Genomic DNA, 25793 nt, shown 5'->3' with positions numbered 1-25793 from the left:
GCAATGCCAATGGCTGTTACAATGACAAATTGATTGCCAAGACTTGACTCCAGGTACGTAGCGAGTTGACCCAAAAAGCCAAAGGACTCCAAAGCCCCGATCGCCAATAAAATTCCTAAAAAGAACAAGACGCTCGACGTATCGATTTTAGTTAAGGCATGACCGACGGTATACGGTTTCCTCAATTCTTCATCTTTATCAGCATGTAAGAATTCAGATAGAATCCAAATCAAGCCAAGAGCCAACAATATTCCCATGTAGGGTGGTAAATGCGTAATGGTCTTAAACACAGGAACTCCTAATAAACTGATAAGGCCAGCGAAAAGCATAATTCGTCCATGAAGCTCCTCTTCTGTGGTCATCGCCTTCTCCTTTTTCAATTCTCCTAATGGACTATTTCGCACCCAAAATGCGGCAACTGCTAAAGGAACCACTAATGAAATACTAGATGGAATTAATAAATTTTTCACAATTCCCAAAGCTGAAATCTGCCCTCCAATCCAAAGCATCGTAGTCGTCACATCACCTATAGGTGACCATGCCCCACCGGCGTTGGCAGCTATAACCACAACCCCAACAAAGTACTTACGAGTTGCCGAATCAGTCACCAATTTTCGTAACAACGTTACCATGACAATCGCTGTAGTTAGGTTGTCCAATACTGCCGACAAAAAGAATGTGAGTAATCCCACAATCCACATCATGGTGGCAGGATTTTTGGTTTTAATCAACCGACTAACAAAATAGAACCCTTGATGCGCATCGACTAATTCAACCAGTGTCATGGCACCAAGCAGGAAAAATAAAATTTCAGAAGTAGATCCTAAATGATGGGATAATGAGTGCAATTCATGTGGCCCACGAACTAAAGCAAAAACAACCCAAACGAGAACGCCCGTTACTAAGGCCGTAGCTGTTTTATTGATTTTTAAGGGGTGTTCAAAAGCAATCGCTAAATAACCAATAACAAAAATGAATACTGAAATTATTTCCATGCCGTAAATATAAATAAGAAAGTCAGGGATTGATGTCCCTGACTTTCAAATATGTTGATAGACTACAAGTCTTTACTTCAACTTAGCTACTGCCGTTTTGATACGCTCACAAGCTTCTACTAACTGTTCATCAGCCGCAGCCGTTGAAATTCGCATGCAATCAGGAGCTCCAAAACCAGAACCTGCTACCGTTGCTACGTAGGCCTCGTTCAACAACCAAGTACAAAAATCGTCCGAATCATTAATTGTCGTCGTGCCATCCGATTTTCCGAAATAAAAGGAGATATCTGGAAACGCATAAAATGCACCATCCGGCATATTTACCTTGAATCCTGGAATCTCTCGCAGCAAACCGACTACTAATTTACGACGGCGATCGTAGGCCGCTTTCATTTCATAGGCATGATCCAATGAACCATTAAATGCAGCAACAGCGGCTTTTTGAGCTATTGAATTTGTACCTGAGGTGACTTGACCTTGCAACTTTTCAATACCATCGGCAATCCATTTCGCAGCAGCAATGAAGCCAATTCGCCAGCCCGTCATCGCATGGCCTTTGGCAACTCCATTTACGGTAATTACGCGGTCTTTAATTTCTGGAATTGATCCAATAGAGAAATGACCACCCTGCGTAAAGTTGATGTATTCATAAATCTCGTCAGCCAGCACAAATATATTTTGATGACGTGCTACCACATTCGCAATATCACGTAATTCAGATTCTGTATACACCGAACCCGTCGGGTTATTCGGTGAAGCAAACATCACCATTTTCGTTCTCGGAGTAATAGCTGCTTCAAATTGCGCTGCAGTTACTTTGAAGTTATTATCAAAAGCCCCTTGGACTACTACGGAAACACCATCCGCCAATTTGACCATCTCAGAATAAGATACCCAATACGGCGAGAAAATAATCACCTCATCACCAGGATTGATCAAGGCAGCAATGGCATTAGCCAACGAGTGCTTTGCTCCCGTCGAAACCACAATATTTTCAGAACCCCACTCTAATCCATTATCACGCTTTAATTTATTCGCAATCGCTAAACGTAAATCCGGATAACCTGCAACTGGCGAATAACCATGAAAACCATCATCAATGGCTTTTTTTGCTGCTTCACATATATGAGCAGGCGTCTTGAAATCGGGCTCTCCTACTGAAAGGCTAATTACTTTATGACCTTGTGCTGCTAATTCGCGGGCTTTCTTTGTCATTCCCAACGTGGATGACTCTTCTAATGCTTGAATGCGTTGGGCTAATAAGGATGATGACATATATAAATACAATTGTTGAAATCGGGCGCAAATTAGCGATTTAAACGCTTAATAGCTAACAAAATTCTGAAAAAGCTAGGTCAAAGTTGTTGATTTAATTTGGCGTAAAAACCATTGGCATTTTCCAATAATTCGGTATGCGTACCACGTTCTACAATCTCCCCATGATCTACCACAAGAATCTGATCCGCATGTTGAATTGTACTCAGACGGTGAGCGATAACTAATACCGTACGATTCTTCATCAAATTACCTAAAGCGGCTTGTACCATCTTTTCAGATTCATTATCAAGGGCACTCGTTGCTTCATCCAAAATCAAAATGGGCGGATTCTTGAGAACGGCACGTGCTATCGACAAACGCTGACGCTGACCGCCTGATAACTTAGAGCCACGATCTCCGATTATTGTTTGATATCCCTCTGCGCTTGCTTCAATGAATTCGTGCGCATTAGCGATTTTGGCAGCATCGATAACGGCCTCCAAACTGGCTTCGGTACCAAATGCAATGTTATTAAAAATCGTATCATTAAATAAAACAGATTCTTGCGTAACGATGCCCATCAAGGCACGTAAATCATCCAAAGGAATTTGATTTAGTGGCGTTCCATCCACCATAATCTTTCCGGATGTCGGATCGTAAAACCGAGGTAACAAGTCGGCCAATGTCGACTTTCCCCCACCAGAAGCGCCCACCAAAGCGATGGTTTTTCCTTTGGGGATTTCAAAGCTGACTGACTTTAAAACAGGCCGACCCTTCAGGTAGGCAAAACTGATTTCTTCGAAGGAGATTTTATCTTGAAATTCCTTGATTGGAATAATTGGCTGAAGCACCTTAATTTCAGACTCGGTATCTAAAATTTCAATAATGCGATCCGCAGAAGCAACCCCACGCTGAATCCCTGAAAAGGCGTCAGCAATGGCTTTAGCTGGACGCATAACTTGAGAAAATGTGGCAATAAATGCAATAAATGTAGATGCGCTCAATTCCCCATCCCCTGAAATAACTAAACTACCCCCATATAATAATATACCAGTCACCACCAATACACCTAAACTTTCCGAAACAGGAGAAGTCAATTCTTGTCTGAAAACCATCTTCAATAACGAATTTCGATAGCGATCATTTCCCTCTTGAAAACGAGCATCCATGACCTTTTCTGCACGAAATGCCTTTACCACCCGCATCGCCCCAAAAGTCTCATCCAACAGACTAATTAATCCACTTAAATGCTGCTGCACTTCTCCTGCGGCACGCCGCAAACGTCGCGTAATTGTGGCAATAACACCGCCAGATAATGGTAAAATGATAAGTGAAAACAAGGTCAATTTCACTGACATGCTTGCCAAGAAAACGAAGAACATCATCAAGGTGAATATTTCTTTGAAGGTAGCCGTAAATGCCCTCCCAATACTATTTTCAACCTCCTGCACATCCGTTGTTAGGCGAGACATTAAGTTCCCCTTCCGCTGTTCGGAAAAATAACTCAAATCCAATCGAATAGCCCGAGCAAATACTGCCTGCCGTAAAGAAGCTATCATGTCAGCCTCCACCGTCTTCAAAACACGTTGGGAAAAGTAACGAAAGATGTTTGCCAATATCACTGAAATCAAAATTGCAGCACAGGCGTATTGCAAAGCTCCTAAGCGGCCATAAGACTCCAAGGCCCCATAAAAATAATGATTGAATACAAAGGAAAAATAACTCGGACTTATGGAAAAAGCAGGCAAAGTCCGGTAAATAGCAGCTTGATTGGATGATGCTTGATTAAACAAAACGTTCAACAAAGGAATCAATAAGGTGAAATTCAAGATTCCAAATAGACTTGCCAATAACGAGAAACTAAAATATGGGAATACATATTTTCGAATCGAAACGGCATATGACAATAAACGTAAATAAGTTTTCAAGTAATCTATTTCAAAATTTGAGTTAAATTACGACAATTTTAATAAACATTTTGCTTACCCTGTCCGAATATCCCCTCGTTTCCATCGTGATGGCTTGCTATCAAGGTGAAAAATACCTGGCCATACAAATCGAAAGCCTTTTGGTTCAAGATTATCCCCACATGGAATTCATCTTCGTAGATGACGCCTCCCAAGATTCTTCTTGGACAATTTTGGAAAAATATGCTAATCAAGATTCCCGATTGACTATTGTTCGAAATGAAACCAACATCGGATATCGGAAAACCTTTGAACGAGGGATAAACCTATCAAAAGGAGATTATATTGCACTTTCTGACCAAGATGATTATTGGATACCCAGTAAAATCTCGAGACTTGTGCATGGCATTGGCGAGGCATCTTTGATCTACGCAGACTCGGAATTAGTAAATGCGGATGGAATACCAATTGGACAAAAAATGTCGGAAATCAAACGACAAATTGCCTATAACAGCCCTATCATGTACACGTTTGGGGGATGGGCACCCGGACATAGTATGTTATTTAAACGAGATTTATTAGCCTTCGCTCTTCCTACGGTTGACTTTGTGACACATGATTATTTAATTGGTTTTGGTGCGACATGTGCTAATGGAATACGCTATTTACCTGAACCTTTGGTTTACTACCGACAGCATGAAAGCAATACCATTGGGGCAAATTTAAGAAAAGCACCTAAACCCTATACAAGTCGAAAGGAGCGGAATGAACTCATTTTAGCACGGCTTGATTTAATACAAAAACGTTGCCCGGCTGGAAAAAACCAGGATGTTCTTCAAGCATTTTTAATGGCGTGCCGTGGCAAGAACATACCTCATCGAATCGACCGTGTACGTATTGCGCTAAAAAACCGAGAAAACATGTTGGCGTATAAAGGGAAATCAGCCTTCGGGAAATTCGCGTATTGCTTTAAATTATTTTTCGCGCTGTACTAATTCGGTAGTACCAATTCTTCAAACGAATAAACAATGGGATATTTTGTTTGACCAAAGGTCCATCAAATCGCTCTCCACGGCGTAAATAATACTTTGAAAGCGTACTAGAGGTCATACCCCATTTACGAATAAATTGATAATACCCGCGATTTTGTTTGACGCGTTTCACGGAAATTGAACCAAAGTGATATACCCGACTTTGGCCTAGTCCTTTAAAAATGCGTACGCCTTTTTGCCATAATTTCATGGAAAAATCGGGGTCAGAATACATTCCAGGCGTAAATTCAACACTGTATCCTCCCACAGCGTCCCACATTTTCTTATGTACAACATTGGGAGGCCAGGTGGCTCCCTGCCAATCTGATTTTTCAAAAGAGCTAAAAGCTTTCAGTAAACGAGCTTCTTCAAAACTATCCATACTTGTTCCGAAATTCGACTCAATCGAACAAGAACTTTGGGCACGAGGCTCAATCATGGTGGAAGAAATAAAGAAAAATTCATCAGGACAGGATTGTATCTCACGCTGCAACAATTCATCCCACCCAGGCAACGTATACATATCATCGTTGATATACAATAAATAATCCGACTGCGCCAATTCCCGCATCGCGTTCATCGCGTGGCAAACACCCACATTCGTTTTTGAATGTGTATATGCGATATCTGGTTGGTCGCGCACCCAATCTAAAGACCCATCTGTCCCTTCATTTAAATGGACAATTAATTCAAAGGAAATTACACTGTGTTCACGAATGGAACGAATACATAATTGAAGAAATGCCAAGTTATTCCAACTCGGAATAAGAATGGAAAAATAAGGATTTTTAGGTGCTTGGGTAGCGGGGAAGTATTGAATCTGTTCCACTTATAATAGCTTATAATTCCGATATTCTCCTATTCGCCATCCGGTCCAATCTTCAATTTGTTGCAAGACTTTCCGACGAAAACTCATCTTATCACGCAATACTTTGGGATCAAATTGAAAAGGCCATTGCATACGAGCGACTCGTGCTTGGACAACGCTTGGATGCGAACCCTCAAAAAGCGTCAGGCGTTCTGCATTTTCATAGTCAAACTGATAATCTACAGGAACGTTTTGAGCTAACCAGGCGTCATCATGATAAAATTGTGTAAAATTGCGCACCTTGTTGTTCAGGCCTGAAGGTGGTTTAACCCAGCCGTAATGGTAAATAGACGCGTCTATTAATTTGGCATGTATTTTCTTCCCACCTTTTCGAAAACCTTGGGCATCTTTGTAGGATTGAACTTGCGGGTCAAACTTAACAATACGAATCTCCCTACGATACCAACGACGCGAAACGGCAACGTAATCATAGGAACCATAAAAATGTTTGTAGTTAAACAACAAACCCTCGACTCTTGAATCATGTGCATGGCTTTCCATGGCTGCTTTTATGGTAGGCAAATCATCCTCGTGCACACATTCATCTCCTTGAATATAGAATGCCCAATCGGTGTCTGCCGAAATAGCTTGGTAAGCTTTATTTGTTTCCAAAGCGAAAACACGCCCACCTTCTCGGGCAGACTCATCCCAGACCGTTTCAATAATTCGAATTTTATCGGAAGGAATCGCTTGAATTAATTCTAAAGTAGCATCGTTGGAATTACCCACGGCTACAACAAATTCGTCACATATTGGCAAAATCGAAGTAATGGCCTCCACAATGGGATAATCATTCTGAACCGCATTTCGAATAAATGTAAATCCGGCTATTTTCATTCTTCGTATTTGACTTTTATACCATGATAGCGCTCCTGTTCTACATAATCTTTTCGCAGCGGATGCCCTACCCAGTCGGCAGGCAATAAAATACGCGTTAAATTGGGATGACCAATGAATTGAATGCCAAAGAAATCATATGCTTCCCGTTCGTGCCAGTCGGCCGTTTTCCAAATTGAACTTAGGCTTAAAACCTCCGGTTTATCTCGATCTAAGGTTACCCGCAAATGCAATGTAACATGAAAAGGAATCGAATAGAGGGTATAAATGACTTCCATTTGGCCCGCATCAGGACCTAAATCGATGGCCGTAATGCAAGACAAGGAGTCAAAATAGGTAGTCGGGTTACGCCACAGGAAATCACAAATAGGAAAAAGATCGGACGTAGCAACGTCCATATGTCCCGATTTCTCATTCAGCTCAACGCTTAACCCCAAATTATCTTCAATTAAGCTCTTGATTTGCAATACTTCCATAGCAGTTATTTAGGTAATGGCATCCAAAATACGTTGAGGAACTACCAAGGTTTCCTGGTTGATTTTTTCTTGTAATTTCAATATTCCACCTATGAGGGCTTCTGGACGTGGCGGACAACCTGGCACATAAACATCGACAGGAATGATTCGATCAACCCCCTTTACGACATGATACCCATGTTCCCAGTAAGGACCGCCACAATTCGCACACGAACCCATGGAAATAACGTAACGGGGTTCAGGCATTTGTTCATATAACCGTCTAATTCGGTCGGCCATCTTGAAGGTAACCGTACCAGCCACAATCATAACATCGGATTGACGAGGGGAAGGCCGAGGAAACACTCCAAAACGATCCAAATCATAACCTGAAGCAAATGCTTGCATCATTTCAATGGCGCAGCATGCTAAACCAAAGCTCATAGGCCATAATGAACTAGCACGCGCCCAATTCAATAAGTCTTCCACTTTGGTAATGACAAATCCGTCTTCCTGAAATTGCTGGTCTAATAAACTCTTCATCTAGCGTATAATTGTTAAAGAGCCAACAACATCAGGATAGTAGTCATTCGGTTTGATGCGATACATATAAACGCCTGTAGGTAATAATTTGCCATCTTTTTTACCTCTAAAGGGACGTTCCTCGTAAGTTGCCCCGGATCCTTCAAAAACGGGAACCCCCCAACGGTCAATCACGGTAATGGTAGCTTCTGGGTAGGAAGAAATATTATCAATTGACCAATAATCATTTAAATCATCCCCATTGGGAGTAATGGCATCATAAGGTTTTACCCGCGCCAAAATAATGACATCTATGGAAGCAAAGGTATTACACCCTAAGTTGGGTGCACGACCTGTAATAACAAAAGTAGTTTTAAATGCATTACCCCCTAGATCACCCAGTTTTTTAACATCGAAATAGGGTTTTAAAATGCGAGAACCATCATTTCCATTAGCATCTACCATACCTAAAGCAGGCGTCCATGTCCATTCAATCGCGGGATTTAGTGACCCGTTGACCGGGACGAGTACAGGCTTTTTTACCTCACCAGGCTCGGGAGAAAACATCAATATTCTTGAATCAGTAGCTACCCAAACATCCTTGCAAGCATTCGTAGGAGTAGATTGGGAAATACCAACAAATGTCATTCCCAAAAAGAATAATGTGCAGATGATTTTTTGATAAAATTCGGAAATCAGCATAAAGGATTTTTGGATACGCGTCAAGTTTTTGTAAATATACCTAAATTCACAAAATTTTTGTTCTATGTCGCAAGGCCATTTTTTCGATACGGATCTTTCGCAGTTACGCGGCATGACTCCCACCCGACTCAGTTTGCTTCAAACTGAGCTAAGCTTATTTACCTATGGCGACCTAATTCAATACTATCCATTTCGATATGAAGATCGAACCCAGATTCATCCGATTGCTCAAATATCTGAACAGATGGAATATGCACAGTTTATTGGTCGGATACGCTATAAAGAAAAATTGGGCAACGGATCAAAGCAACGCATTGTAGCGGAGTGCTGCGATGCAAGTGGGTGTATAGAACTCGTTTGGTTTCAAGGAGTAAAATGGTTGGAAAAATCCTTAGTTACGGGAGTTGATTATTTATTTTATGGAAAGCCTACTTCATTCAATGGACAAATGCAAATGACACATCCTGAGATGGAGGTATATAAAGGGGCGAATCATTCGGAAAAGTTTTACCAACCCGTTTATTCCTTAACAGAGAAACTGCGAAAAAAATACATCGATAGTAAGGTTATTGCTGGGCTACAACGAACGCTGTTGGGGATGGCTTTTTCGCACATACGCGAAACGCTTCCAATGGAGATTATCCAACAATTTCGGCTAGTTTCAAAACAAGAAGCTCTTTATCACATTCATCACCCACAGAGTGAAAACTGGTTGCATCAGGCTAGGCGCCGACTAAAATTTGAGGAATTATTCTACAATCAATTACGATTAATCAAACAGAATTTAATTCGCAAAGAACAATTCCCGGGACAAGTATTTGCATCTGCCGCCTTACTGACAAAATTTTATCAAGACCACATGCCCTTTGATTTAACAGGTGCACAAAAAAAGGTAATACGAGAAATCTTTCAAGATATGAAAACGGGCAAGCAGATGAATCGCTTGCTTCAAGGAGATGTGGGATCAGGAAAAACCATTGTTGCATTTATTTCTATGTTACTCGCCATAGATAATGGCACACAGTCTTGTATTATGGCGCCTACGGAAATTTTGGCGGACCAACATTATCAAGGGCTCAAGAAATTTGCGGATGTCTTAGGGATTAGCATCGCTAAACTTACCGGCTCAGTTAAGAAAAAAGACCGAGTAGGGCTATTAGAAGACCTTGCATCGGGTGAATTAAAAATTTTAGTAGGAACCCATGCCATTTTTGAGGATGTAGTTAAATTTAAAAACCTTGGTCTTTGTATCATAGATGAGCAACACCGTTTTGGGGTAGCTCAACGCGCCAAATTATGGGATAAAAATAAGGAAATTCATCCGCATGTATTGGTCATGACGGCCACTCCAATTCCGCGAACATTAGCTATGACACTTTATGGGGACCTGGATGTCTCAATAATCGACGAATTACCTGTAGGGCGAAAGCCCATTCAAACGACGCACCGGTATGATAGTCATCGCTTGCAGGTTTTTGGCTTTATTGAACATGAATTAGCCAAAGGTCGTCAGGTGTATATCGTTTATCCCTTGATTGAGGAATCTGAAAAAATGGATTTCAAGGATTTGATGGATGGTTACGAAAGTATTACCCGCGCCTTTCCAAAGGTTCCTTTAGGCATTTTACATGGAAAGATGAAACCGGCAGATAAGGATTTTGAGATGGCACGATTTGTAGCTAATGAAACTAAAATTATGGTAGCAACTACGGTGATTGAAGTGGGTGTGAATGTCCCTAATGCGTCCATTATGATCATTGAAAGTGCAGAGCGTTTTGGCTTATCTCAATTGCATCAATTACGTGGCCGCGTGGGGCGGGGGGCGGAACAGAGTTATTGTATTTTAATGACAGATTATAAAATAGGTGCCGATACAAAAAAACGGATTGAGACAATGGTCCAAACAAATAATGGGTTTGAGATAGCTGAAGTTGATTTACAATTACGTGGACCGGGTGATATTACTGGAACGCGCCAAAGTGGTGCCATCGATCTAATGATTGCTGATTTAGCAAAAGATAGTGAAATCTTAAAAGTGGCGCGAGAAACAGCGATAAAAATATTAGAAGAAGACCCTAATTTGGCATTGGATAAGCACTTGATGATTCGAGATCAGGTGATGCAGCAGCGAAAAGATACGACAAACTGGGCACGAATAAGCTAACACCTCCCTTACCTTTGGCAATCCTCCAAGGTTTGCCAAAGGTAGCAGGTGGAAACTTAATTTAATCGAGGATCGTCTGGATAGGTTGATAAAACTCGAAAATTACCACCTTTTTGATAAAGTACCTTTCTCCACAATTTTTCAGGTTCAACTTCGAATACATCCGAGATTACTGCGTCAGAAATTATCCAAGCATTGGATTTAATCTCACGATCAAGCTGGCCAGCAGACCAGCCAGAATAGCCAATAAAAAATTTGATTTCTTGGAATGAAATGGTACCATCTACCACCGCTTCAATCGCTTGTTCAAAATCTCCCGCCCAAAATAATCCAGGTGTAATTTCCTGACCACCCTGAATGAGGTCCGGACGTCGGTGAATAAATTGTAAAATAGTAGGATCCACCGGTCCGCCAGCAAAAAGAGGAAGTTCCCCCATCACTTTCGCGTCCATAATGGAATCTAAAATTACTTCTTGGGGCTGAGTCAATACCAAACCAAATGAATGAGAACTTGAGTGTTCACATAACAAAATCACTGCGCGATTAAAGGAAGGGTCTTCCAAAAAAGGCTCAGAAATCAACAAAACACCTGGTTTCAACTCAGATGGCTTCGGCATAGAAAAGAAATTTGTATGTTTGTCGAGAATTTAAACGAACAAACTATGCGCGTCTTCCTCTCTTTAGGGGGCAATCTAGGAAATACTCAGGAAATATTTGAGCAGAGTTATCCAGCAATTGAAAAAAAAGTTGGGAAAATCTTACAAAAATCGAGCCTGTACCGCACAGCAGCATGGGGCTTAAAAGATCAGGCTGATTTTATTAATCAAGTGATGCTACTTGAATCTGCACTTAATCCACACGAAATACTAACGGAAATCCAAGCAATTGAAAAGCAGTTTGGAAGGGAGCGTCTTGTGACTTGGGGACCCAGAACCTTGGATTTAGATATTCTCTTCATAGAGAATCTGAAAATACAAAATGAAAAACTCCAAATTCCTCATCCGCATATTCATAATCGGAAATTTATTTTGATTCCAATGCATGAAATTGCCAAGGAATTCGAACATCCCGAGTTAAAAAAAACCATTTCTGAATTAATGCTCGAAGCTACAGATGACTTTTCGGTTAACCTTATTCCGAATCCGTAAATTTCTGGGTGGGGAAGCGCCAACTTTGACCTACAATTTTCTCGTAATAACGTTCGTACATAGGCAAGATTTTTTCTAATGAAAACTCTTTGGCACGCGCTAATGCATTCGCCTTCATTTGTGAATGCAAGGTTTCATCTTTCAAAATCTTCACGGTATTCGCTACCATATCATCAATGTCACCAATCTTACTAACAAAACCAGTCTGCCCATGAATATTCACTTCCGGAATACCTCCTGCATCAGATGAAATAACAGGTACTTCACAAGCCATCGCTTCCAAAGCCGCTAATCCAAAACTCTCTTTTTCTGAAGTCAAAAAGAATAAATCAGCAAGTGACAAGGCCTCCTCAATGGTATCCAATTTACCTAAAAAACGCACATCCGCAGCTACACCTAAATCACGACATAAGGCCTCAATTCCGGAACGTTCAGGTCCATCGCCAACGAGTAACAACTTTGAAGGAATTTGCTTTCGAACTTTAGCAAAGACCTGTACAATATCTTCGATACGTTTTACCTTCCGGAAATTGGAAGTATGCATCAAAAGCTTTTCGCCATTTGGACAAATCGCCAGTTTAAAATGCTCTTTCGGCTGCTTGTGAAAGCGTTGTAAATCAATAAAATTAGGAATCACCTCGATATTACTTAAAATCTCAAAGGATGAATAGGTATCATTACGCAAACTTTCTGAAACGGCGGTTACCCCATCCGACTCATTAATCGAAAACGTAACCACGGGCTCAAAAGATGGATCCCGACCGACCAAAGTAATGTCCGTTCCATGTAAAGTCGTAATAACCGGTACGTGAATGCCCTTATATTTTAAAATTTGCTTCGCCAAATATGCAGCTGAAGCATGTGGAATCGCGTAATGTACATGTAACAAATCCAACTGTTCATTGACCGTTACATCCACCATTTTTGAAGCCAATGCTGACTCATATGGCAGATATTCAAACAAAGGGTAAGAGGCCACCGAAACTTCGTGATAGAAAATGTTTTCACTAAAAAAATCCAATCGAGGAGGTTGCGTATAGGTAATAAAATGCACCTCATGCCCTACCGAAGCCAATGCCTTCCCTAACTCGGTAGCTACGACACCACTTCCTCCGTAGGTGGGATAACAAATGATTCCTATTTTCATATTTGAAGATTCAAACGGAAACAAAACTACGACAAATCCCGAAAGGTTCCTGAATTAGCCTTAAATTTGCAAAAATAAAATTAGCTCCTGTGAAGAATATTGTCATTTTTGCTTCTGGCTCTGGCTCAAACGCCGAAAAGATTATCGAACATTTCAAGCATTCCGAACACGTAAACATCACCCATATTTTTTGCAATAATCCTCAAGCAGGTGTCATTGAAAGGGCCAAACGACTAGAAATTCCTTGTAGTATTTTCTCAAGAGAAGCGTATAAAAATGGCACAGTATTACGAAAAATACAATCCTTAAAAACCGACTGGATTGTTTTGGCAGGGTTTTTATGGCTTATTCCTTCCGAATTTGTTCAAGCCTTTCCCCAAAGAATCATCAATTTACACCCCGCATTACTCCCAAAATTTGGAGGAAAAGGCATGTATGGCCATTTTGTTCATGAAGCCGTAGTCGCAGCAAAAGAAAAAGAATCCGGGATTACAATTCATTATGTCAATGAACATTACGACGAAGGTGCCATCATCTTCCAGAGCTCTTTCCCCGTGTTACCGAGCGATACTCCGGAAGATGTAGCCAAAAAAGGACAGGTCCTCGAGCACCGCGATTTTCCGCAAGTGATCGAATCGCTGGTATTACCAGCCTCCTCCTAACACCCGATATAACTGGATCGCATGCGTCCAGCGCTTCCGGGAAATTTCAAGTAAATCTAATTCGGAACGTAAGGCACTTTGCTGAGCCGTTAACACTTCTAAATAACTCGCATTCGCAGTCAAAAATAGCGTTCCCACGGTGTTAATTGCCCCTTTGGTAAGCAATACCTCCCGTTCCTTCAACTGGCTTTGGCGCTGTAAATACCCCAAAGATTTAACTTGGGTATCCCATTCCAAATACCCTTGTATCAAGGCATTTTGATAGGCCAAATCCTTCGCCTTCCATTGCGCATCCGAGCGTATAATATCCGCTGTTATTGCCGATCGATTCAACCAAGGAGCTGTAATTCCGCCCAATAACTGGTACGCCATGGACGCTGGTAACTGAAACAAATAAGCTGGCTGAAAACCTTGCACACCCAAAACTCCGGATAGTACAATGGATGGCTTTAACGCTAATGCGGCACTTTCCTTCGTTTCAAATGCCGCAGATAAATTCAATTTAGCTTGTCGGATATCTGGCCGTCTTTCCAACTGATCAATCTGAACCTGCGCAAACAAAGAACTATCCATTGAACACTGAAAAGGAAATGGCGAACGCTTGATGACAGCTCCCGGTTTATTCAAATAATAACGTACCTGATTCTCTAGCACCGTAATTTGCTGCAAAACATCACCCTCTTGTGCGCGTGAATTTAGTAACTGCGCTTCGAGTTGTTGGACTGCCGACTCATTCACAACGCCCGCCTCTTTCTGCACCTTGACCAACTCAAAAGCCTTCCGCTGAATATCAATATTGGCTTTCAAAATATCCATTTCTTTGTCCAATGCAATCAGCTGACCATACGCACTTGCTACTTCAGCCACGAGCGAGGTAATTAACCATTGCTGCCCCGATTCCGTTGCCAAATACCGCAAGGCACTTGCCTTTTTGCGCTTGGCTAATTTTCCCCAAATATCCCATTCCCAACTCGACTGAACCCCAATCAACAGGTCGGGTAAGTTTTCTGGGAGAATTTGATCCTTCGTGATATTGGGAGAAAATTGCGTATCAAAATTACCGACGCCATCCATCGTATATTTACCAAAGCGGCGTAAACTTGGTTGAATAATACCTCCAACGACCGGCTTACGCAACCCGCGCTGGTACATAAAATCTGACCGCGAGGCGGCCATTTCTAAAAACCCAATCTTGATGTCGTTACTTCGAACCAAAACTGAATCAATTAGTTGGACTAATAAACTGTCTCGCTTCCAGCATGCTTGCACATCCGAAACGGAGGCTTGCTCATTGGGCTGTCGGTACGTATCTAAATCTGCATTCACCCGATTCTGAATGCTCAAGTTTGATTGGCAGGAAACGATTCCTAGGCCAAGCAATAAAATCCAAAATCTATTTCTCATTTTTTGACCATTTAGCCGACAGTGTTGCGAAAACCACATACAATCCCGGGATTACCAATAAACCTCCTACCGTGCCTAAAATCATTCCCCCAGCAGAGGCTGTACCAATTGTTCGATTACCGATCGCGCCAGCACCAGACGCTACCATCAATGGAATTAATCCCGCCACAAAAGCAAAAGAGGTCATCAAAATAGGGCGCAAACGTGAGAATGCCCCCTCTTTGGCAGCCTCTATAATGGAGGCTCCATCCTTCTGTTTGGCAATGGCGAACTCCACGATTAGTATGGCATTCTTTCCTAACAAACCAATTAACATCACGAGCGCTACTTGCGCATAAATGTTGTTTTGCAAGCCAAACATATACAAGAATGCATAGGTCCCCATGGCTCCCATGGGTAGGAATAATAAAACGGGGAATGGCAATAAAAAGGATTCATATTGCGCGGCCAGTAATAGATATACGAACAATAAACAGATCGCAAAAATGAAGATGGCTTGGTTACCTGCTAAATCTTCTTCCCGCGTCATACCCGACCATTCGAGCGTATATCCACGCGGCAAACTCTTCAAGGCCTGCGCTCGAATAATATCCAAAACCGCACCGGAACTAAATCCAGGAGCAGGTTCGCCATTCACCATCGCCGAGGTAAACATGTTGTAGCGGGTAAATTGCTCTGGTCCGTAGACACGCTTCATCTTCACAAAAGAAGAGTAAGGAACCATTTCGCCATCCTTGTTTTTGGCGTAAAACTTCAACACATCATCCGGATGCGCGCGGTAACGCGGATCTACCTGAACCATCACTTTGTACATTTGGCCAAAACGAATGAAGTTGGTGGCATAAAAACTACCCAACAAGGTCTGCAGGTTATCCATCGCAGGCAAGACATTAACGCCTTTTTGTGCAGCGGCCTCTTGGTCTACTTCCAACATATACTGTGGAAAAGATGGGTCGAAACTCGAGAAGGTATTCTGAATCTCTGGTGCTTCATTTAATTTCTTCGCGAAATCATTCGCGACAGCGGCTAATTTTTGCAAATCCCCCGAACCACTTCGGTCCTGAATACGGAACTCAAAACCAGACGCATTTCCGAAACCTGGAACAGCCGGAGGTGGGAAAAACTGAATACTAGCATCCTTAATTCCATTCGTCTTTGAACGAATGATTTCCGTTAATTCGTCTACGGTCTCCTTACGTTCTTCCCATGGTTTAAGGGTGATAATACCGGTACCATAAGAGGCTCCAGATCCATCGGTCAATAAACTAAATCCAGCCAAGGTAGAAAAGGACTCAATTGCATCTACCCCCTTGATCGAAGTATATACTTGATCCATGACACTTTCGGTTCGCTCCAATGTCGCTCCCGCAGGAGTCGTCGCATTCACATACAAGGTTCCCTGATCTTCAGATGGGATAAATCCACTTGGTACAATGCCTGATAATACCACCGTTCCAACGACAGAGCCCAATAAAATCATCCACATCAATAAGCGTTTGCTAATCAAAGCGCCCACCCATACCAAATATTTTTGTGCGATTTGATCATAGCGGTGATTGAAGGCATGGAAGAATTTGCCCAACCAGTTATTGTGGTTATGTTCTGGCTTTTTCAAAAGCAACACACAAAGTGCCGGCGTTAAGGTCAAGGCAGTTAAGCCAGAAAGCGCAATCGATATTGCCATGGTCACTGAAAACTGTCGAAAGAATACCCCGATCGGCCCAGAAAGAAACGCCACCGGAACAAACACCGCTCCCATCACCAAGGTGATTGCTAGAATTGCCCCAGAAATTTCATGCATTGCCTCTTGCGTGGCAGCCAAAACGGGCATGTCTTTTTCTTCCATTTTGGCATGGACCGCCTCCACTACGACAATCGCGTTATCCACCACAATACCGATGGCTAATACCAAGGAAAACAGGGTTAATAAGTTAATCGAAAACCCGAAGGCCAACATAAATGTAAATGTCCCGACCAACGAAACGGGTACCGCAATAATAGGAACCAGTGTCGCCCGCCAATCCTGCAAGAAGATAAATACCACCAGGGCAACGAGTAAAAATGCCTCCAATAAAGTCTTGATTACTTCCTGAATGGATGCATCTAAAAAGCGGGAAACGTCATACGAAATCGTAAAACCCATGCCCGGAGGAAAGGTTGTGGTCTTTAACTCTCCTAAACGTTTCTTTACATTGGCAATAACCTCCGCGGCATTGGAACCCGGACGCTGCTTTAATAGAATCGCGGCGGACGGTCGGCCATTTTCTTTCGAAAGCACGTCGTAATCCAGCGACCCAAATTCCACATCGGCTAAATCTTTTAAGCGTAAAATTTGGCCTGTTTCGGTCGCCTTAATCACTAAATTTTCATATTGAGCCACCTGCGTAAACTTCCCCGTATACCGCATGACATATTGCAAAGCTTGCGGATGTTTACCGGAACTCTCCCCAATTTTACCCGGGGCAGCTTCCACGTTTTGATTCCGCAAAGCCTGAACAACATCATCCGCAGATAATTTATAGGCAAATAAACGATCTGGATGCAACCAAATACGCATAGCGTATTCACGTGAACCCATGATATCTGCAAAACCTACACCATCAATACGCTTCAATTCTGAAAGCACATTGATGTCCGCAAAATTATAAATAAACTTCTCATCGATGTCTTTATCCTCACTCAAAAGATTCACATACAGCAACATACTATTCACCTCTTTCTCGGTGATTACCCCTGCTTTAATAACCTCTTCGGGCAATTCATCGAGCACAGTTTGCACACGAGTTTGCACGTTTACAGCTGCCACATCGGGATCTGTACCTACTTGAAAATAGACTTGAATAATACTGGTTCCATCGTTTCCTGAAACAGACGTCATGTAAGCCATTCCAGCTACGCCGTTGATGGCGCGTTCGAGCGGTGTTACCACGGCTTTGGCACAAACTTCCGCATTTGCTCCCGTATACTTCGTGGTCACGGTTACCGCAGGCGGAGCAATATCAGGGAATTGTGTAATGGGCAATTGCTTCATAGCAATTACCCCTAAAATCACAATAAAGATCGATACAACGATCGACAATACCGGTCGGGTAATGAACTGTTGGATCATCTTAAAGTGCTTTATATTCCGTTAATAATTCACGCATCGGCTTGAAGGTCGACTTGATTTTTTGACCTTGTTTCACGAGCTGAATCCCCTCAATTAAGACCGTATCTTTTTCTGAGAATCCCGACTTCACAAGATAGAAATGCGGAATCCTTAAGTCTGGGATGATGCTTTTCATTTTAACAGCGCCACTTGGATCCTTCACGAAAACATAACTTTTCTCTTGAATTTCGAAGACTGATTTTTGCGGGATAGCCCAGTAACCTGATACCTTCTTAGGCAATTGTACCTTACCCGATGCTCCATGACGCAATAGTTTATCTGGATTTAAAAAGCGCGCACGGAAGGCAATATTTCCTGTGTTCTTATCAAACTCCCCCTCAATGGTTTCTACCAACCCCTTTTGAGGATAGGCTTCACCATTAGCTAAAACGAGACCCACCGTTGCTGATTTATTTACACCACCTTGCTCACTAAAAGCCAAATATTCTTTTTCAGAAACATTGAAATAGGCATATACATTTTGATTGTCCGACAAGGTCGTCAACAAAGTTCCTTCGTCTACTAAAGAGCCTCTCTTAAATGGTAAACGGTCTACTATGCCATCAAAAGGTGCCCTGATATTAGAATTTTCAACCTTCAATTCGGCAGATCGGACATGTGCAGTTGCCTCCTCTCGTTTGGCTTTTAAGCCATCTACTTTAGCTAAGGAAATAGCTAACTGATTTTTAGAAATGACATTTTTATCCACAAGCAAACGGGTATTAACTAAGGTCAATTCCTCTGCTTTTAACTCGGCAGATGCTTGACTAAGTACCGCTTTTGCTTGTGCCAAATCAGCGACATATTCTTGGCTATTGATCGTAAACATGATCTGTCCTTTCCTTACTTGCTTTCCCTCGTCGACTAAAATTCGATCAAGGTAGCCTTTGACACGTGCACGAATCTCTACATTTTGCACGGCATGAATATCGGCAACAAACTCCTGTTGGATTGTTGTATCTATGGCAATAGGAGTTGATACCTCCAGCGTTTGGACTTCAACTGTTTCTTCTTTTTCAGCTGAACAAGCGCTCAGAAGTAATATTCCGAATAGGTATTTTTTCATTTCTACTTAGTTAGGCCTTCCTCCATGTTGCTTGTAGGAAGGGGGTTGATTTTTCTTTTTCACCGTGTCTGCCCAATCCAAATTGGGCGATTTTTGTTGGTATTTCGGTGTTTGCGTTGACGGTGTTACTTGCTTTTCTTCCACGGTACGCTGTAAATAAACTTTTTCTGTTAATGTCGGGTTTATCTGATTTTTGTAGTTTTTGTCTTGACTAAAGCCTATAAAAATCGTACAAATAAACGCAGACGCTAATGCGCATGTTTTCATAACGAATAAATTGCTATGTCATCTCAGACATAGTTTACAAGAAGATTTAATGATTTTGTTTCAATAAGGCAGGCGTATTACGCCATGCGGGGAGGGGGACTCACTTGTTCAAGGAGCACATTTAATTCAGACTCATTTCGCTCCGGGAAAGAAGTCTTCTGCAGGTTAGGTATTTGTACGTTTAAAACTAAATTATCTAGTGCGCCATGATTCCACCAGTCTTCTGCTGTTCCTTCTTCCTCTTTCGCATCTTCCCATTCTACATCCGTAAACATGGATATCTCTGCTGTCTCCTTCAATAAGTCAAACGCATACGATATTCCATCTTTGGTTAAAAGACAAGTAAACAGCATGAAATAAAGCAAAATGCGTTTGAACATATTAATCTTTTATTTCTTCATATAGGACATAATCTCCACCCACTTCATCTGACTTAACTTTCGACTTCGGCGGAACATAATCCACGTCAATCGTACCTTCTTTTCGCGCTTTGGAAGCTGCCTGTTTTGCGCGAATATCTTGCTCAGACATCTTTTTGTGCACCTGCGTGATGACAAATGCCTTCATTAAAAAACGAAGTAATGGAATCACCACGTAGATAAAAACTAAAATAAGCGCAATAAGTTTTAACATTTTACCTGCTTAAGTATAAATTTCTTTCTCCGTATACCTTGCGGAAGAAGTCATCTTTCAAATCATCGATAAAATAAATCGCCTCACCTGTTGATTTCATTTCAGGTCCTAACTCCATATTTACATTCGGAAATTTACTGAAAGAAAACACAGGAATCTTAATAGCGAAGCCTTTTTTAATTGGCTTGAAATTAAAATCCTTCACTTTTTTGTCACCGAGCATCACTTTGGTTGCATAATTTACATACGGCTCTTGGTAGGCCTTGCAAATAAATGGAACCGTTCTAGACGCACGTGGATTCGCTTCGATGATGTATACGATCTCATCTTTCACAGCAAACTGTATATTTAATAAGCCCTTCGTCTTCAAGGCCACTGCAATTTTACGGGTATGATCTTCGATCTGCTTAATAACATTATCCGATAAATCAAACGGAGGCAAGACCGAGTGCGAATCTCCGGAGTGAATCCCCGCTGGCTCAATATGCTCCATTAAACCGATGATATATACATCTTCCCCATCACAAATGGCATCTGCCTCCGCCTCAATCGCGTTCTCTAAGAAGTGGTCTAATAAGATTTTATTTCCCGGAATATCACGTAAAATATCCACCACGTGTTGTTCCAACTCTTGCTCATTGATGACAATCTTCATCGACTGGCCACCCAATACATAGGAAGGACGAACCAATAATGGATATCCTAATTCACGTCCCAAAGCCACGGCATTATCCGCATCTTCACAAACCCCAAATTTCGGATACGGAATTCCCAAATCTTTCAATAAACTTGAGAATGCACCGCGGTCTTCCGCTAAATCCAAGGCCTCAAACGAAGTTCCTAAAATTTTAATGCCATATTTAGCTAATTTCTCCGCTAGTTTCAAGGCCGTTTGCCCACCCAATTGCACGATTACGCCTTCCGGTTTCTCATGCTGGATGATGTCATACACGTGCTCCCAGAAAACGGGCTCAAAATATAATTTATCCGCAATATCAAAGTCGGTGGACACCGTCTCTGGATTCGAGTTGATCATAATCGTCTCATAACCCGCCTCTTTCGCCGCCAAAACCCCATGAACACATGAATAATCAAATTCAATTCCTTGGCCAATTCGATTCGGGCCCGAACCTAAAACAACTACTTTTTTCTTAGCTGAAACGACAGATTCGTTATCTACTACTGCCGAAGCGCCTTCTTGTCCAAAGGTCGAATAATAATAAGGTGTTTTTGCCTCAAATTCCGCTGCACAAGTATCCACGCATTTGTACACCCGTTTAATGCCCATCGCATTTCGCTTGTCATATACCTCTGATTCAAGGCAACGCAAGGTATGCGCAATTTGGCGATCTGCGAATCCTTTATGTTTCGCTTCTTCCAACAATTCTTTAGGAATATTTGAAACGGTATATTTCTCGACTTCGCGTTCCACACGAACCAAATCCTCAATTTGGTTTAAGAACCATTTGTTGATCTTCGTTAATTGCTGGATCGTCTTAAACGAAATCCCCATCTTAAACGCATCGTAGATATGGAACAAGCGGTTCCAAGAAGGATTTGCCAATGAATACATAATCGCATCCTGATCGCGTAATTCCTTTCCGTCTGCACCCATCCCATTTCGCTTAATCTCTAGGGACTGACATGCTTTCTGAAGTGCTTCCTGGAAGTTTCGACCAATACCCATAGTCTCACCTACGGATTTCATTTGTAATCCTAGTGTACGATCTGCCCCTTTAAATTTATCGAAGTTCCAACGCGGAACCTTTACAATCACGTAATCTAACGCTGGCTCGAAATAGGCCGAGGTGGTTCCCGTAATGGCGTTGGTTAATTCATCTAAGTTATAGCCAATCGCCATTTTGGCAGCGATCTTCGCAATCGGATACCCCGTTGCTTTGGATGCTAAAGCAGACGAGCGCGATACCCGAGGGTTAATCTCAATCGCAATAATTTCATCTGTTTCTGGATTCAAGGAGAACTGAACGTTACACCCTCCAGCAAATTGGCCTATCGCATTCATCATCTTGATGGCCATGTCGCGCATGCGCTGGTAAATCGTATCTGGCAACGTCATCGCTGGCGCCACGGTAATCGAATCCCCGGTATGAATACCCATCGGATCGAAGTTCTCGATCGAACAGATAATGATGACGTTTCCTAAATTATCACGCAAAAGCTCTAATTCATATTCTTGCCATCCCATAATGGATTGCTCCACCAACACCTCATGGGTAGGCGAAGCGTGCAAACCTTTATTTAAGGCAGCATCGAAATCTTTTGGATCATGAACGAAACCGCCACCAGTTCCTCCTAATGTAAAGGATGGGCGAATTACTAGCGGGAATCCTGTTTCTTGTGCAATTTCTTTTCCTTCCAGAAACGAACGAGCTGTACGTCCTTTACAAACGCCCACGCCAATTTCTATCATCTTTAACCGGAATTTCTCGCGATCTTCCGTTGTTTCGATGGCGTTTATGTCTACACCTATAATACGCACACCATATTTTTCCCAAATCCCTGCCGCATCACAATCGATGGCCAAGTTCAAAGCCGTTTGACCACCCATGGTAGGCAAAACCGCATCGATTTTGTGATTCTCTAAAATATGAATAATCGAAGCTTTTTCGAGTGGCTTCAAATACACATGATCCGCATTCATCGGATCGGTCATGATCGTGGCCGGATTTGAATTAATCAAGATTACTTCAATGCCCTCTTCCCGTAGGGAGCGAGCCGCTTGAGAACCAGAATAATCAAATTCACAGGCTTGACCAATCACAATAGGACCAGAACCGATAATAAGGACAGATTTAATCGAGGAATCTTTAGGCACGAGATGTAATAATTTTAAGGGTAATGATTAGTAATTCGTAAGTCCTTAACACTAGGCTCAAAAATTGTACAAAATTAGGGCTTTGCGCCCGAAAAGTGAAGCGTTTTTGAAAATAAAATTCACAAAGATGTTCCAGTCAAAAAATCCCTTATTTTTGACAATTAAAACCTAAAATCGTGCTAAAAATCTTAGTTGCATTCGATGAAAATCGGGTAATTGGAAAAAACAACGCGTTGATTTGGCATTTACCTGCTGATCTAAAACGTTTCAAAGCTTTAACAACAGGTCATGTCATCATCATGGGACGTAAGACCTTTGAGTCCATAGGCAAACCATTACCTAACCGCACGACCATTGTGATTAGTAGGCAAACCGACTTGCAAATCGAAGGGGTAATACTGGCAAACTCGGTGGAAGAGGCGATTTTAAAAGGTAAATCATTGACACGAGAAGATATTTTCATCGTAGGGGGAGCAGAAATTTATGCTTTGAGTATGCCGCTTGCAGATGAAATTTTAGTTACCCTTTTGCATGACATCTTTGATGGTGACGCTTATTTCCCTGAAATTTCGGCTGACACTTGGGAAACAGTGGAAAAAGAACGTGGAATTACCGACGAGAAAAACACCTATCAATACAGCTACATTACCTATTCACGTAAATGATAAATCAAATCCTCTTAAGCGACAAAGCTTTATCCATCGACGAGAGCTATGCTTTCCTACAAGATCCAGAAGCAGGGGGAATTTGCCTATTTGTAGGAACCATTCGGAATAAAAATCAAAATAAGGACGTTGAAAATTTAACCATGGAAGCGTACAATGCCATGGCCAAAAAACAAATGGAGCGAATCGCAACCGAGGCAGCTGCGCAATGGCCCATTCGGAAAATTAGCGTATCGCATCGCACAGGTAAATTGGAAATTGGTGACATCGCTGTGATTATTGGTGTGTGTGCGGTTCACCGGGCAGAAGCCTTTAAGGCTTGCGAATGGCTGATTGATACCTTGAAGCAGGAAGTTCCTATTTGGAAAAATGAATTTTATACAGACGGTTCTGCCTGGCTCGTGCCCCACCCTTGATCAACCATCAAGTTACAACCACGAATTTCCGAATTGTCAAAGCGACCTAAGACTTTAAATCTGATTCCATCTTCTTCCAATGATCCTAAATCTTTGGTTTCAATAAAAGGACATGAATCAATATTGGCTAAATCAATAATTTGAATTCCCCCTACCCGACCAGCCTGCGTCACCTTCGCAAATGGATCAGTCACCTCCCGTAATTGGACCCGCATTGAAACACCTGGTGTAAAAACCCCATCGGTATCTGCATATGCTTGGGAAAATAATTCAGTCATCCCATACTCCGAGGCGATTTGACGAAGGCCCATGGAGGATTTTAAAAATTCATGTACGCGTTCCCGAATCCACTCTTCACGGCGCCCCTTCATCCCACCGGTTTCCATCACCATCAAACGCCCATCCGAGACAGCTTCCTGCCAAAACGAAAAATCTTGACCTGAATCAACCCAGTCCAATAACCCAAACGTTACCCCCATCACCCAAACTTTACGTTCAGTCTTTAGGGCCTGTTTAATTTGGGCAACTAAAACATCATATTGATTTAGATAAAATCCCGCTAAGGTTGAACCTGATTCTTGGATAAAATGATCCATCATGTACACGAGCGAAGAAGTACTTCGTTCCAAATAAGATGGCAAAAGCGCAAAAATATGGTAGTCTGTTAACGGGCCATATTGTTGTTCGAAAATGCGTTTGGACTGTTTTTTGTAAAAATCAGGGTCGCAAACGGGATGTTTAGACGGAATTTGCCCCGTAGTACCTGAGCTTTCAAAATCAAATAAAATAGGGGCTTGACCCGACTGAATTCGTTTCGTTTTAAATAATTCAATGGGTAAAAATGGAATAGAATCGCGTGTTTTAACTGCATCAACATCAACTCCTAACAAGTTAACATAACGTTGATAAATGGGATTAAATGCCATTGTGTAGCGAAACAATTCCAAGGCAATCGAGTCAAAATCATCGGATTGCATAGATTGAACCTTTTTTTTCAGTTCCAAGCGCCAAGGCTCCCAAATGTCCAACTCGTTAGGCACGGCTTTTTTTTAATATTCATACAAAATTAAACCAATTCATTAACTTTACGAATTATGAAATGGGGCATTCGTTTTTTGGGAATTATCAGCTGCATTCTTGGGCTACTTTCATGTGTGAAAGAACCTGAATGGAGTACAGTACCCTCAATTAGTTTTAGTCGAATTCAAAAAATTACGAAGATAAGCAATGATGGTTTTGGCGGTAAAGCAAAAATCGACTCCGTGGTGATGTCGATTCGATTTAAAGATGGTGATGGAGACCTTGGAATTACGCAAGCTGATTTAATTGCAGATCCAGCGAAATTCAAAGATTTTAGGAATTTTGAAGTGAATGTTTTGTTGCAAAAAAACGGGAAATTTATCCCGATAAACTTTAGCCCCAGTCTGGGAGGTCTAATGAATTTCAAATTCAAAGCAGACCAAAAGCCAGGCCCTATCGAAGGAACGGTTGATTATTCAACACAATTCGTATATGCTTTCTACAAGGGCTATTCTCCTCTATTTACTGAAAAAAATGATACCTTAAAATTTCAAATTTTTATACGAGATAATGCATTACAAGCCAGCAATGTCGTAGAAACTGACCCCATCGTAATATTTCAAGATTAAACGAATTCCATCAA

At 41.8% G+C, this 25793-nt stretch carries 25 protein-coding genes; 7 read left to right on the top strand and 18 right to left on the bottom strand.

What is annotated here, in order from left to right; all coding sequences use genetic code 11:
• The 3 genes from nhaD to ACIQZ2_RS05035 all read right to left on the bottom strand — a co-directional run.
• The coding region (gene nhaD / locus ACIQZ2_RS05045) for a sodium:proton antiporter NhaD (RefSeq protein ID WP_395767755.1) at window positions 1–995 on the bottom strand (995 nt) is incomplete at its 3' end.
• A 72-nt stretch (window positions 996–1067) separates the two neighbouring features.
• On the bottom strand, window positions 1068–2270 hold the full coding sequence (locus ACIQZ2_RS05040) for a pyridoxal phosphate-dependent aminotransferase (protein WP_395767754.1): 1203 nt from the start codon (window positions 2268–2270) through the stop codon (window positions 1068–1070).
• Between the two features lie 80 nt (window positions 2271–2350).
• Complete coding sequence (locus tag ACIQZ2_RS05035) at window positions 2351–4180, bottom strand: ABC transporter ATP-binding protein (RefSeq protein ID WP_395767753.1); 1830 nt, start codon at window positions 4178–4180, stop codon at window positions 2351–2353.
• A 50-nt stretch (window positions 4181–4230) separates the two neighbouring features.
• Here ACIQZ2_RS05035 and ACIQZ2_RS05030 point away from each other — a divergent pair, with 50 nt between their 5' ends.
• Window positions 4231–5154 (top strand): glycosyltransferase, encoded by a 924-nt coding sequence (locus ACIQZ2_RS05030; protein WP_395767752.1) that lies wholly within the window; start codon window positions 4231–4233, stop codon window positions 5152–5154.
• On the opposite strand, the gene ACIQZ2_RS05025 is transcribed toward ACIQZ2_RS05030, so the two are convergent.
• From ACIQZ2_RS05025 to ACIQZ2_RS05005, 5 genes are read right to left on the bottom strand one after another with little or no spacing between them, the layout of a single operon-like run.
• A complete protein-coding gene (locus ACIQZ2_RS05025; RefSeq protein WP_395767751.1) occupies window positions 5129–6019 on the bottom strand; it encodes a glycosyltransferase family 2 protein in 891 nt (296 codons plus the stop codon). The two genes, ACIQZ2_RS05030 and ACIQZ2_RS05025, sit on opposite strands and share 26 nt — an antisense overlap.
• Window positions 6020–6895 (bottom strand): glycosyltransferase family 2 protein, encoded by an 876-nt coding sequence (locus ACIQZ2_RS05020; protein ID WP_395767750.1) that lies wholly within the window; start codon window positions 6893–6895, stop codon window positions 6020–6022.
• Window positions 6892–7371, bottom strand: coding sequence for an NADH-quinone oxidoreductase subunit C (locus ACIQZ2_RS05015; RefSeq protein ID WP_395767749.1), 480 nt, complete (start codon window positions 7369–7371; stop codon window positions 6892–6894). The genes ACIQZ2_RS05020 and ACIQZ2_RS05015 overlap by 4 nt, the downstream gene beginning before the upstream one ends.
• A gap of 9 nt (window positions 7372–7380) precedes the next feature.
• The gene (locus ACIQZ2_RS05010; protein WP_395767748.1) at window positions 7381–7893 is read right to left on the bottom strand and encodes an NADH-quinone oxidoreductase subunit B; all 513 of its coding nucleotides are present in this window, start codon (window positions 7891–7893) and stop codon (window positions 7381–7383) included.
• Window positions 7894–8574 carry a gliding motility-associated C-terminal domain-containing protein gene (locus ACIQZ2_RS05005; RefSeq protein ID WP_395767747.1) on the bottom strand — a complete coding sequence of 227 codons (681 nt, stop codon included), beginning with the start codon at window positions 8572–8574 and terminating at the stop codon, window positions 7894–7896. It abuts the gene before it with no gap.
• 64 nt (window positions 8575–8638) lie between these two features.
• On the opposite strand from ACIQZ2_RS05005, the gene recG reads away from it, so the two are divergent.
• Window positions 8639–10738 (top strand): ATP-dependent DNA helicase RecG, encoded by a 2100-nt coding sequence (gene recG, locus ACIQZ2_RS05000; RefSeq protein ID WP_395767746.1) that lies wholly within the window; start codon window positions 8639–8641, stop codon window positions 10736–10738.
• A 56-nt stretch (window positions 10739–10794) separates the two neighbouring features.
• Here recG and ACIQZ2_RS04995 read toward each other — a convergent pair whose 3' ends face one another.
• Window positions 10795–11355 (bottom strand): YqgE/AlgH family protein, encoded by a 561-nt coding sequence (locus ACIQZ2_RS04995; RefSeq protein ID WP_395767745.1) that lies wholly within the window; start codon window positions 11353–11355, stop codon window positions 10795–10797.
• 45 nt (window positions 11356–11400) lie between these two features.
• On the opposite strand from ACIQZ2_RS04995, the gene folK reads away from it, so the two are divergent.
• Window positions 11401–11886, top strand: a complete 486-nt coding sequence (folK, locus tag ACIQZ2_RS04990; protein WP_395767744.1) for a 2-amino-4-hydroxy-6-hydroxymethyldihydropteridine diphosphokinase — start codon at window positions 11401–11403, stop codon at window positions 11884–11886.
• On the opposite strand, the gene bshA is transcribed toward folK, so the two are convergent.
• On the bottom strand, window positions 11870–13033 hold the full coding sequence (bshA, locus tag ACIQZ2_RS04985) for an N-acetyl-alpha-D-glucosaminyl L-malate synthase BshA (RefSeq protein ID WP_395767743.1): 1164 nt from the start codon (window positions 13031–13033) through the stop codon (window positions 11870–11872). The genes folK and bshA overlap by 17 nt on opposite strands.
• Before the next feature lie 89 nt (window positions 13034–13122).
• Between bshA and purN the strand changes: the two genes are divergently transcribed.
• Window positions 13123–13695: a phosphoribosylglycinamide formyltransferase gene (gene purN, locus ACIQZ2_RS04980; RefSeq protein ID WP_395767742.1), complete on the top strand. Its 573-nt coding sequence runs from the start codon at window positions 13123–13125 to the stop codon at window positions 13693–13695.
• On the opposite strand, the gene ACIQZ2_RS04975 is transcribed toward purN, so the two are convergent.
• The 7 genes from ACIQZ2_RS04975 to carB all read right to left on the bottom strand — a co-directional run bounded on the left by ACIQZ2_RS04975 (window position 13678) and on the right by carB (window position 23049).
• Window positions 13678–15099, bottom strand: a complete 1422-nt coding sequence (locus ACIQZ2_RS04975; RefSeq protein ID WP_395767741.1) for a TolC family protein — start codon at window positions 15097–15099, stop codon at window positions 13678–13680. The genes purN and ACIQZ2_RS04975 overlap by 18 nt on opposite strands.
• Entirely contained in the window at window positions 15089–18208 is a 3120-nt protein-coding gene (locus ACIQZ2_RS04970; protein ID WP_395767740.1) for an efflux RND transporter permease subunit, read from the bottom strand. The genes ACIQZ2_RS04975 and ACIQZ2_RS04970 overlap by 11 nt, the downstream gene beginning before the upstream one ends.
• A gap of 1 nt (window position 18209) precedes the next feature.
• Window positions 18210–19313, bottom strand: coding sequence for an efflux RND transporter periplasmic adaptor subunit (locus tag ACIQZ2_RS04965; protein WP_395767739.1), 1104 nt, complete (start codon window positions 19311–19313; stop codon window positions 18210–18212).
• A 6-nt stretch (window positions 19314–19319) separates the two neighbouring features.
• The gene (locus ACIQZ2_RS04960; RefSeq protein ID WP_395767738.1) at window positions 19320–19580 is read right to left on the bottom strand and encodes a hypothetical protein; all 261 of its coding nucleotides are present in this window, start codon (window positions 19578–19580) and stop codon (window positions 19320–19322) included.
• A gap of 77 nt (window positions 19581–19657) precedes the next feature.
• On the bottom strand, window positions 19658–19960 hold the full coding sequence (locus ACIQZ2_RS04955) for a hypothetical protein (RefSeq protein ID WP_395767737.1): 303 nt from the start codon (window positions 19958–19960) through the stop codon (window positions 19658–19660).
• A gap of 1 nt (window position 19961) precedes the next feature.
• A complete protein-coding gene (locus ACIQZ2_RS04950; RefSeq protein ID WP_395767736.1) occupies window positions 19962–20213 on the bottom strand; it encodes a hypothetical protein in 252 nt (83 codons plus the stop codon).
• A 1-nt stretch (window position 20214) separates the two neighbouring features.
• Window positions 20215–23049, bottom strand: coding sequence for a carbamoyl-phosphate synthase large subunit (gene carB, locus ACIQZ2_RS04945; protein WP_395767735.1), 2835 nt, complete (start codon window positions 23047–23049; stop codon window positions 20215–20217).
• Window positions 23050–23225: 176 nt separating this feature from the next.
• On the opposite strand from carB, the gene ACIQZ2_RS04940 reads away from it, so the two are divergent.
• Complete coding sequence (locus tag ACIQZ2_RS04940; RefSeq protein WP_395767734.1) at window positions 23226–23714, top strand: dihydrofolate reductase; 489 nt, start codon at window positions 23226–23228, stop codon at window positions 23712–23714.
• Window positions 23711–24130: a molybdenum cofactor biosynthesis protein MoaE gene (locus ACIQZ2_RS04935; RefSeq protein WP_395767733.1), complete on the top strand. Its 420-nt coding sequence runs from the start codon at window positions 23711–23713 to the stop codon at window positions 24128–24130. The genes ACIQZ2_RS04940 and ACIQZ2_RS04935 overlap by 4 nt, the downstream gene beginning before the upstream one ends.
• Here the strand turns inward: ACIQZ2_RS04935 and ACIQZ2_RS04930 are convergent.
• Window positions 24091–25170, bottom strand: a complete 1080-nt coding sequence (locus ACIQZ2_RS04930; RefSeq protein ID WP_395767732.1) for an acyl transferase — start codon at window positions 25168–25170, stop codon at window positions 24091–24093. The two genes, ACIQZ2_RS04935 and ACIQZ2_RS04930, sit on opposite strands and share 40 nt — an antisense overlap.
• 54 nt (window positions 25171–25224) lie before the next feature.
• On the opposite strand from ACIQZ2_RS04930, the gene ACIQZ2_RS04925 reads away from it, so the two are divergent.
• Entirely contained in the window at window positions 25225–25779 is a 555-nt protein-coding gene (locus ACIQZ2_RS04925) for a hypothetical protein (RefSeq protein ID WP_395767731.1), read from the top strand.
• Window positions 25780–25793 lie beyond the last annotated feature (14 nt).

The sequence above is a fragment of the Aquirufa sp. genome, assembly GCF_044342065.1.
In the GTDB taxonomy this organism is placed as follows: domain Bacteria; phylum Bacteroidota; class Bacteroidia; order Cytophagales; family Spirosomataceae; genus Aquirufa.
This window is presented reverse-complemented; position numbering and strand designations above follow the sequence as displayed.

Coding starts and splice junctions, on each gene's coding strand:
- ACIQZ2_RS04955 (WP_395767737.1), bottom strand. CDS start 19,960: ATGTTCAAACGCATTTTGCTTTATTTCATGCTGTTTACTTGTCTTTTA.
- ACIQZ2_RS04970 (WP_395767740.1), bottom strand. CDS start 18,208: ATGATCCAACAGTTCATTACCCGACCGGTATTGTCGATCGTTGTATCG.
- ACIQZ2_RS04995 (WP_395767745.1), bottom strand. CDS start 11,355: ATGCCGAAGCCATCTGAGTTGAAACCAGGTGTTTTGTTGATTTCTGAG.
- ACIQZ2_RS05015 (WP_395767749.1), bottom strand. CDS start 7,371: ATGGAAGTATTGCAAATCAAGAGCTTAATTGAAGATAATTTGGGGTTA.
- bshA (WP_395767743.1), bottom strand. CDS start 13,033: ATGAAAATAGGAATCATTTGTTATCCCACCTACGGAGGAAGTGGTGTC.
- recG (WP_395767746.1), top strand. CDS start 8,639: ATGTCGCAAGGCCATTTTTTCGATACGGATCTTTCGCAGTTACGCGGC.
- ACIQZ2_RS05005 (WP_395767747.1), bottom strand. CDS start 8,574: ATGCTGATTTCCGAATTTTATCAAAAAATCATCTGCACATTATTCTTT.
- folK (WP_395767744.1), top strand. CDS start 11,401: ATGCGCGTCTTCCTCTCTTTAGGGGGCAATCTAGGAAATACTCAGGAA.
- ACIQZ2_RS05010 (WP_395767748.1), bottom strand. CDS start 7,893: ATGAAGAGTTTATTAGACCAGCAATTTCAGGAAGACGGATTTGTCATT.
- ACIQZ2_RS04925 (WP_395767731.1), top strand. CDS start 25,225: ATGAAATGGGGCATTCGTTTTTTGGGAATTATCAGCTGCATTCTTGGG.
- ACIQZ2_RS04935 (WP_395767733.1), top strand. CDS start 23,711: ATGATAAATCAAATCCTCTTAAGCGACAAAGCTTTATCCATCGACGAG.
- ACIQZ2_RS04965 (WP_395767739.1), bottom strand. CDS start 19,313: ATGAAAAAATACCTATTCGGAATATTACTTCTGAGCGCTTGTTCAGCT.
- ACIQZ2_RS04960 (WP_395767738.1), bottom strand. CDS start 19,580: ATGAAAACATGCGCATTAGCGTCTGCGTTTATTTGTACGATTTTTATA.
- ACIQZ2_RS04950 (WP_395767736.1), bottom strand. CDS start 20,213: ATGTTAAAACTTATTGCGCTTATTTTAGTTTTTATCTACGTGGTGATT.
- ACIQZ2_RS05020 (WP_395767750.1), bottom strand. CDS start 6,895: ATGAAAATAGCCGGATTTACATTTATTCGAAATGCGGTTCAGAATGAT.
- ACIQZ2_RS04975 (WP_395767741.1), bottom strand. CDS start 15,099: ATGAGAAATAGATTTTGGATTTTATTGCTTGGCCTAGGAATCGTTTCC.
- ACIQZ2_RS05040 (WP_395767754.1), bottom strand. CDS start 2,270: ATGTCATCATCCTTATTAGCCCAACGCATTCAAGCATTAGAAGAGTCA.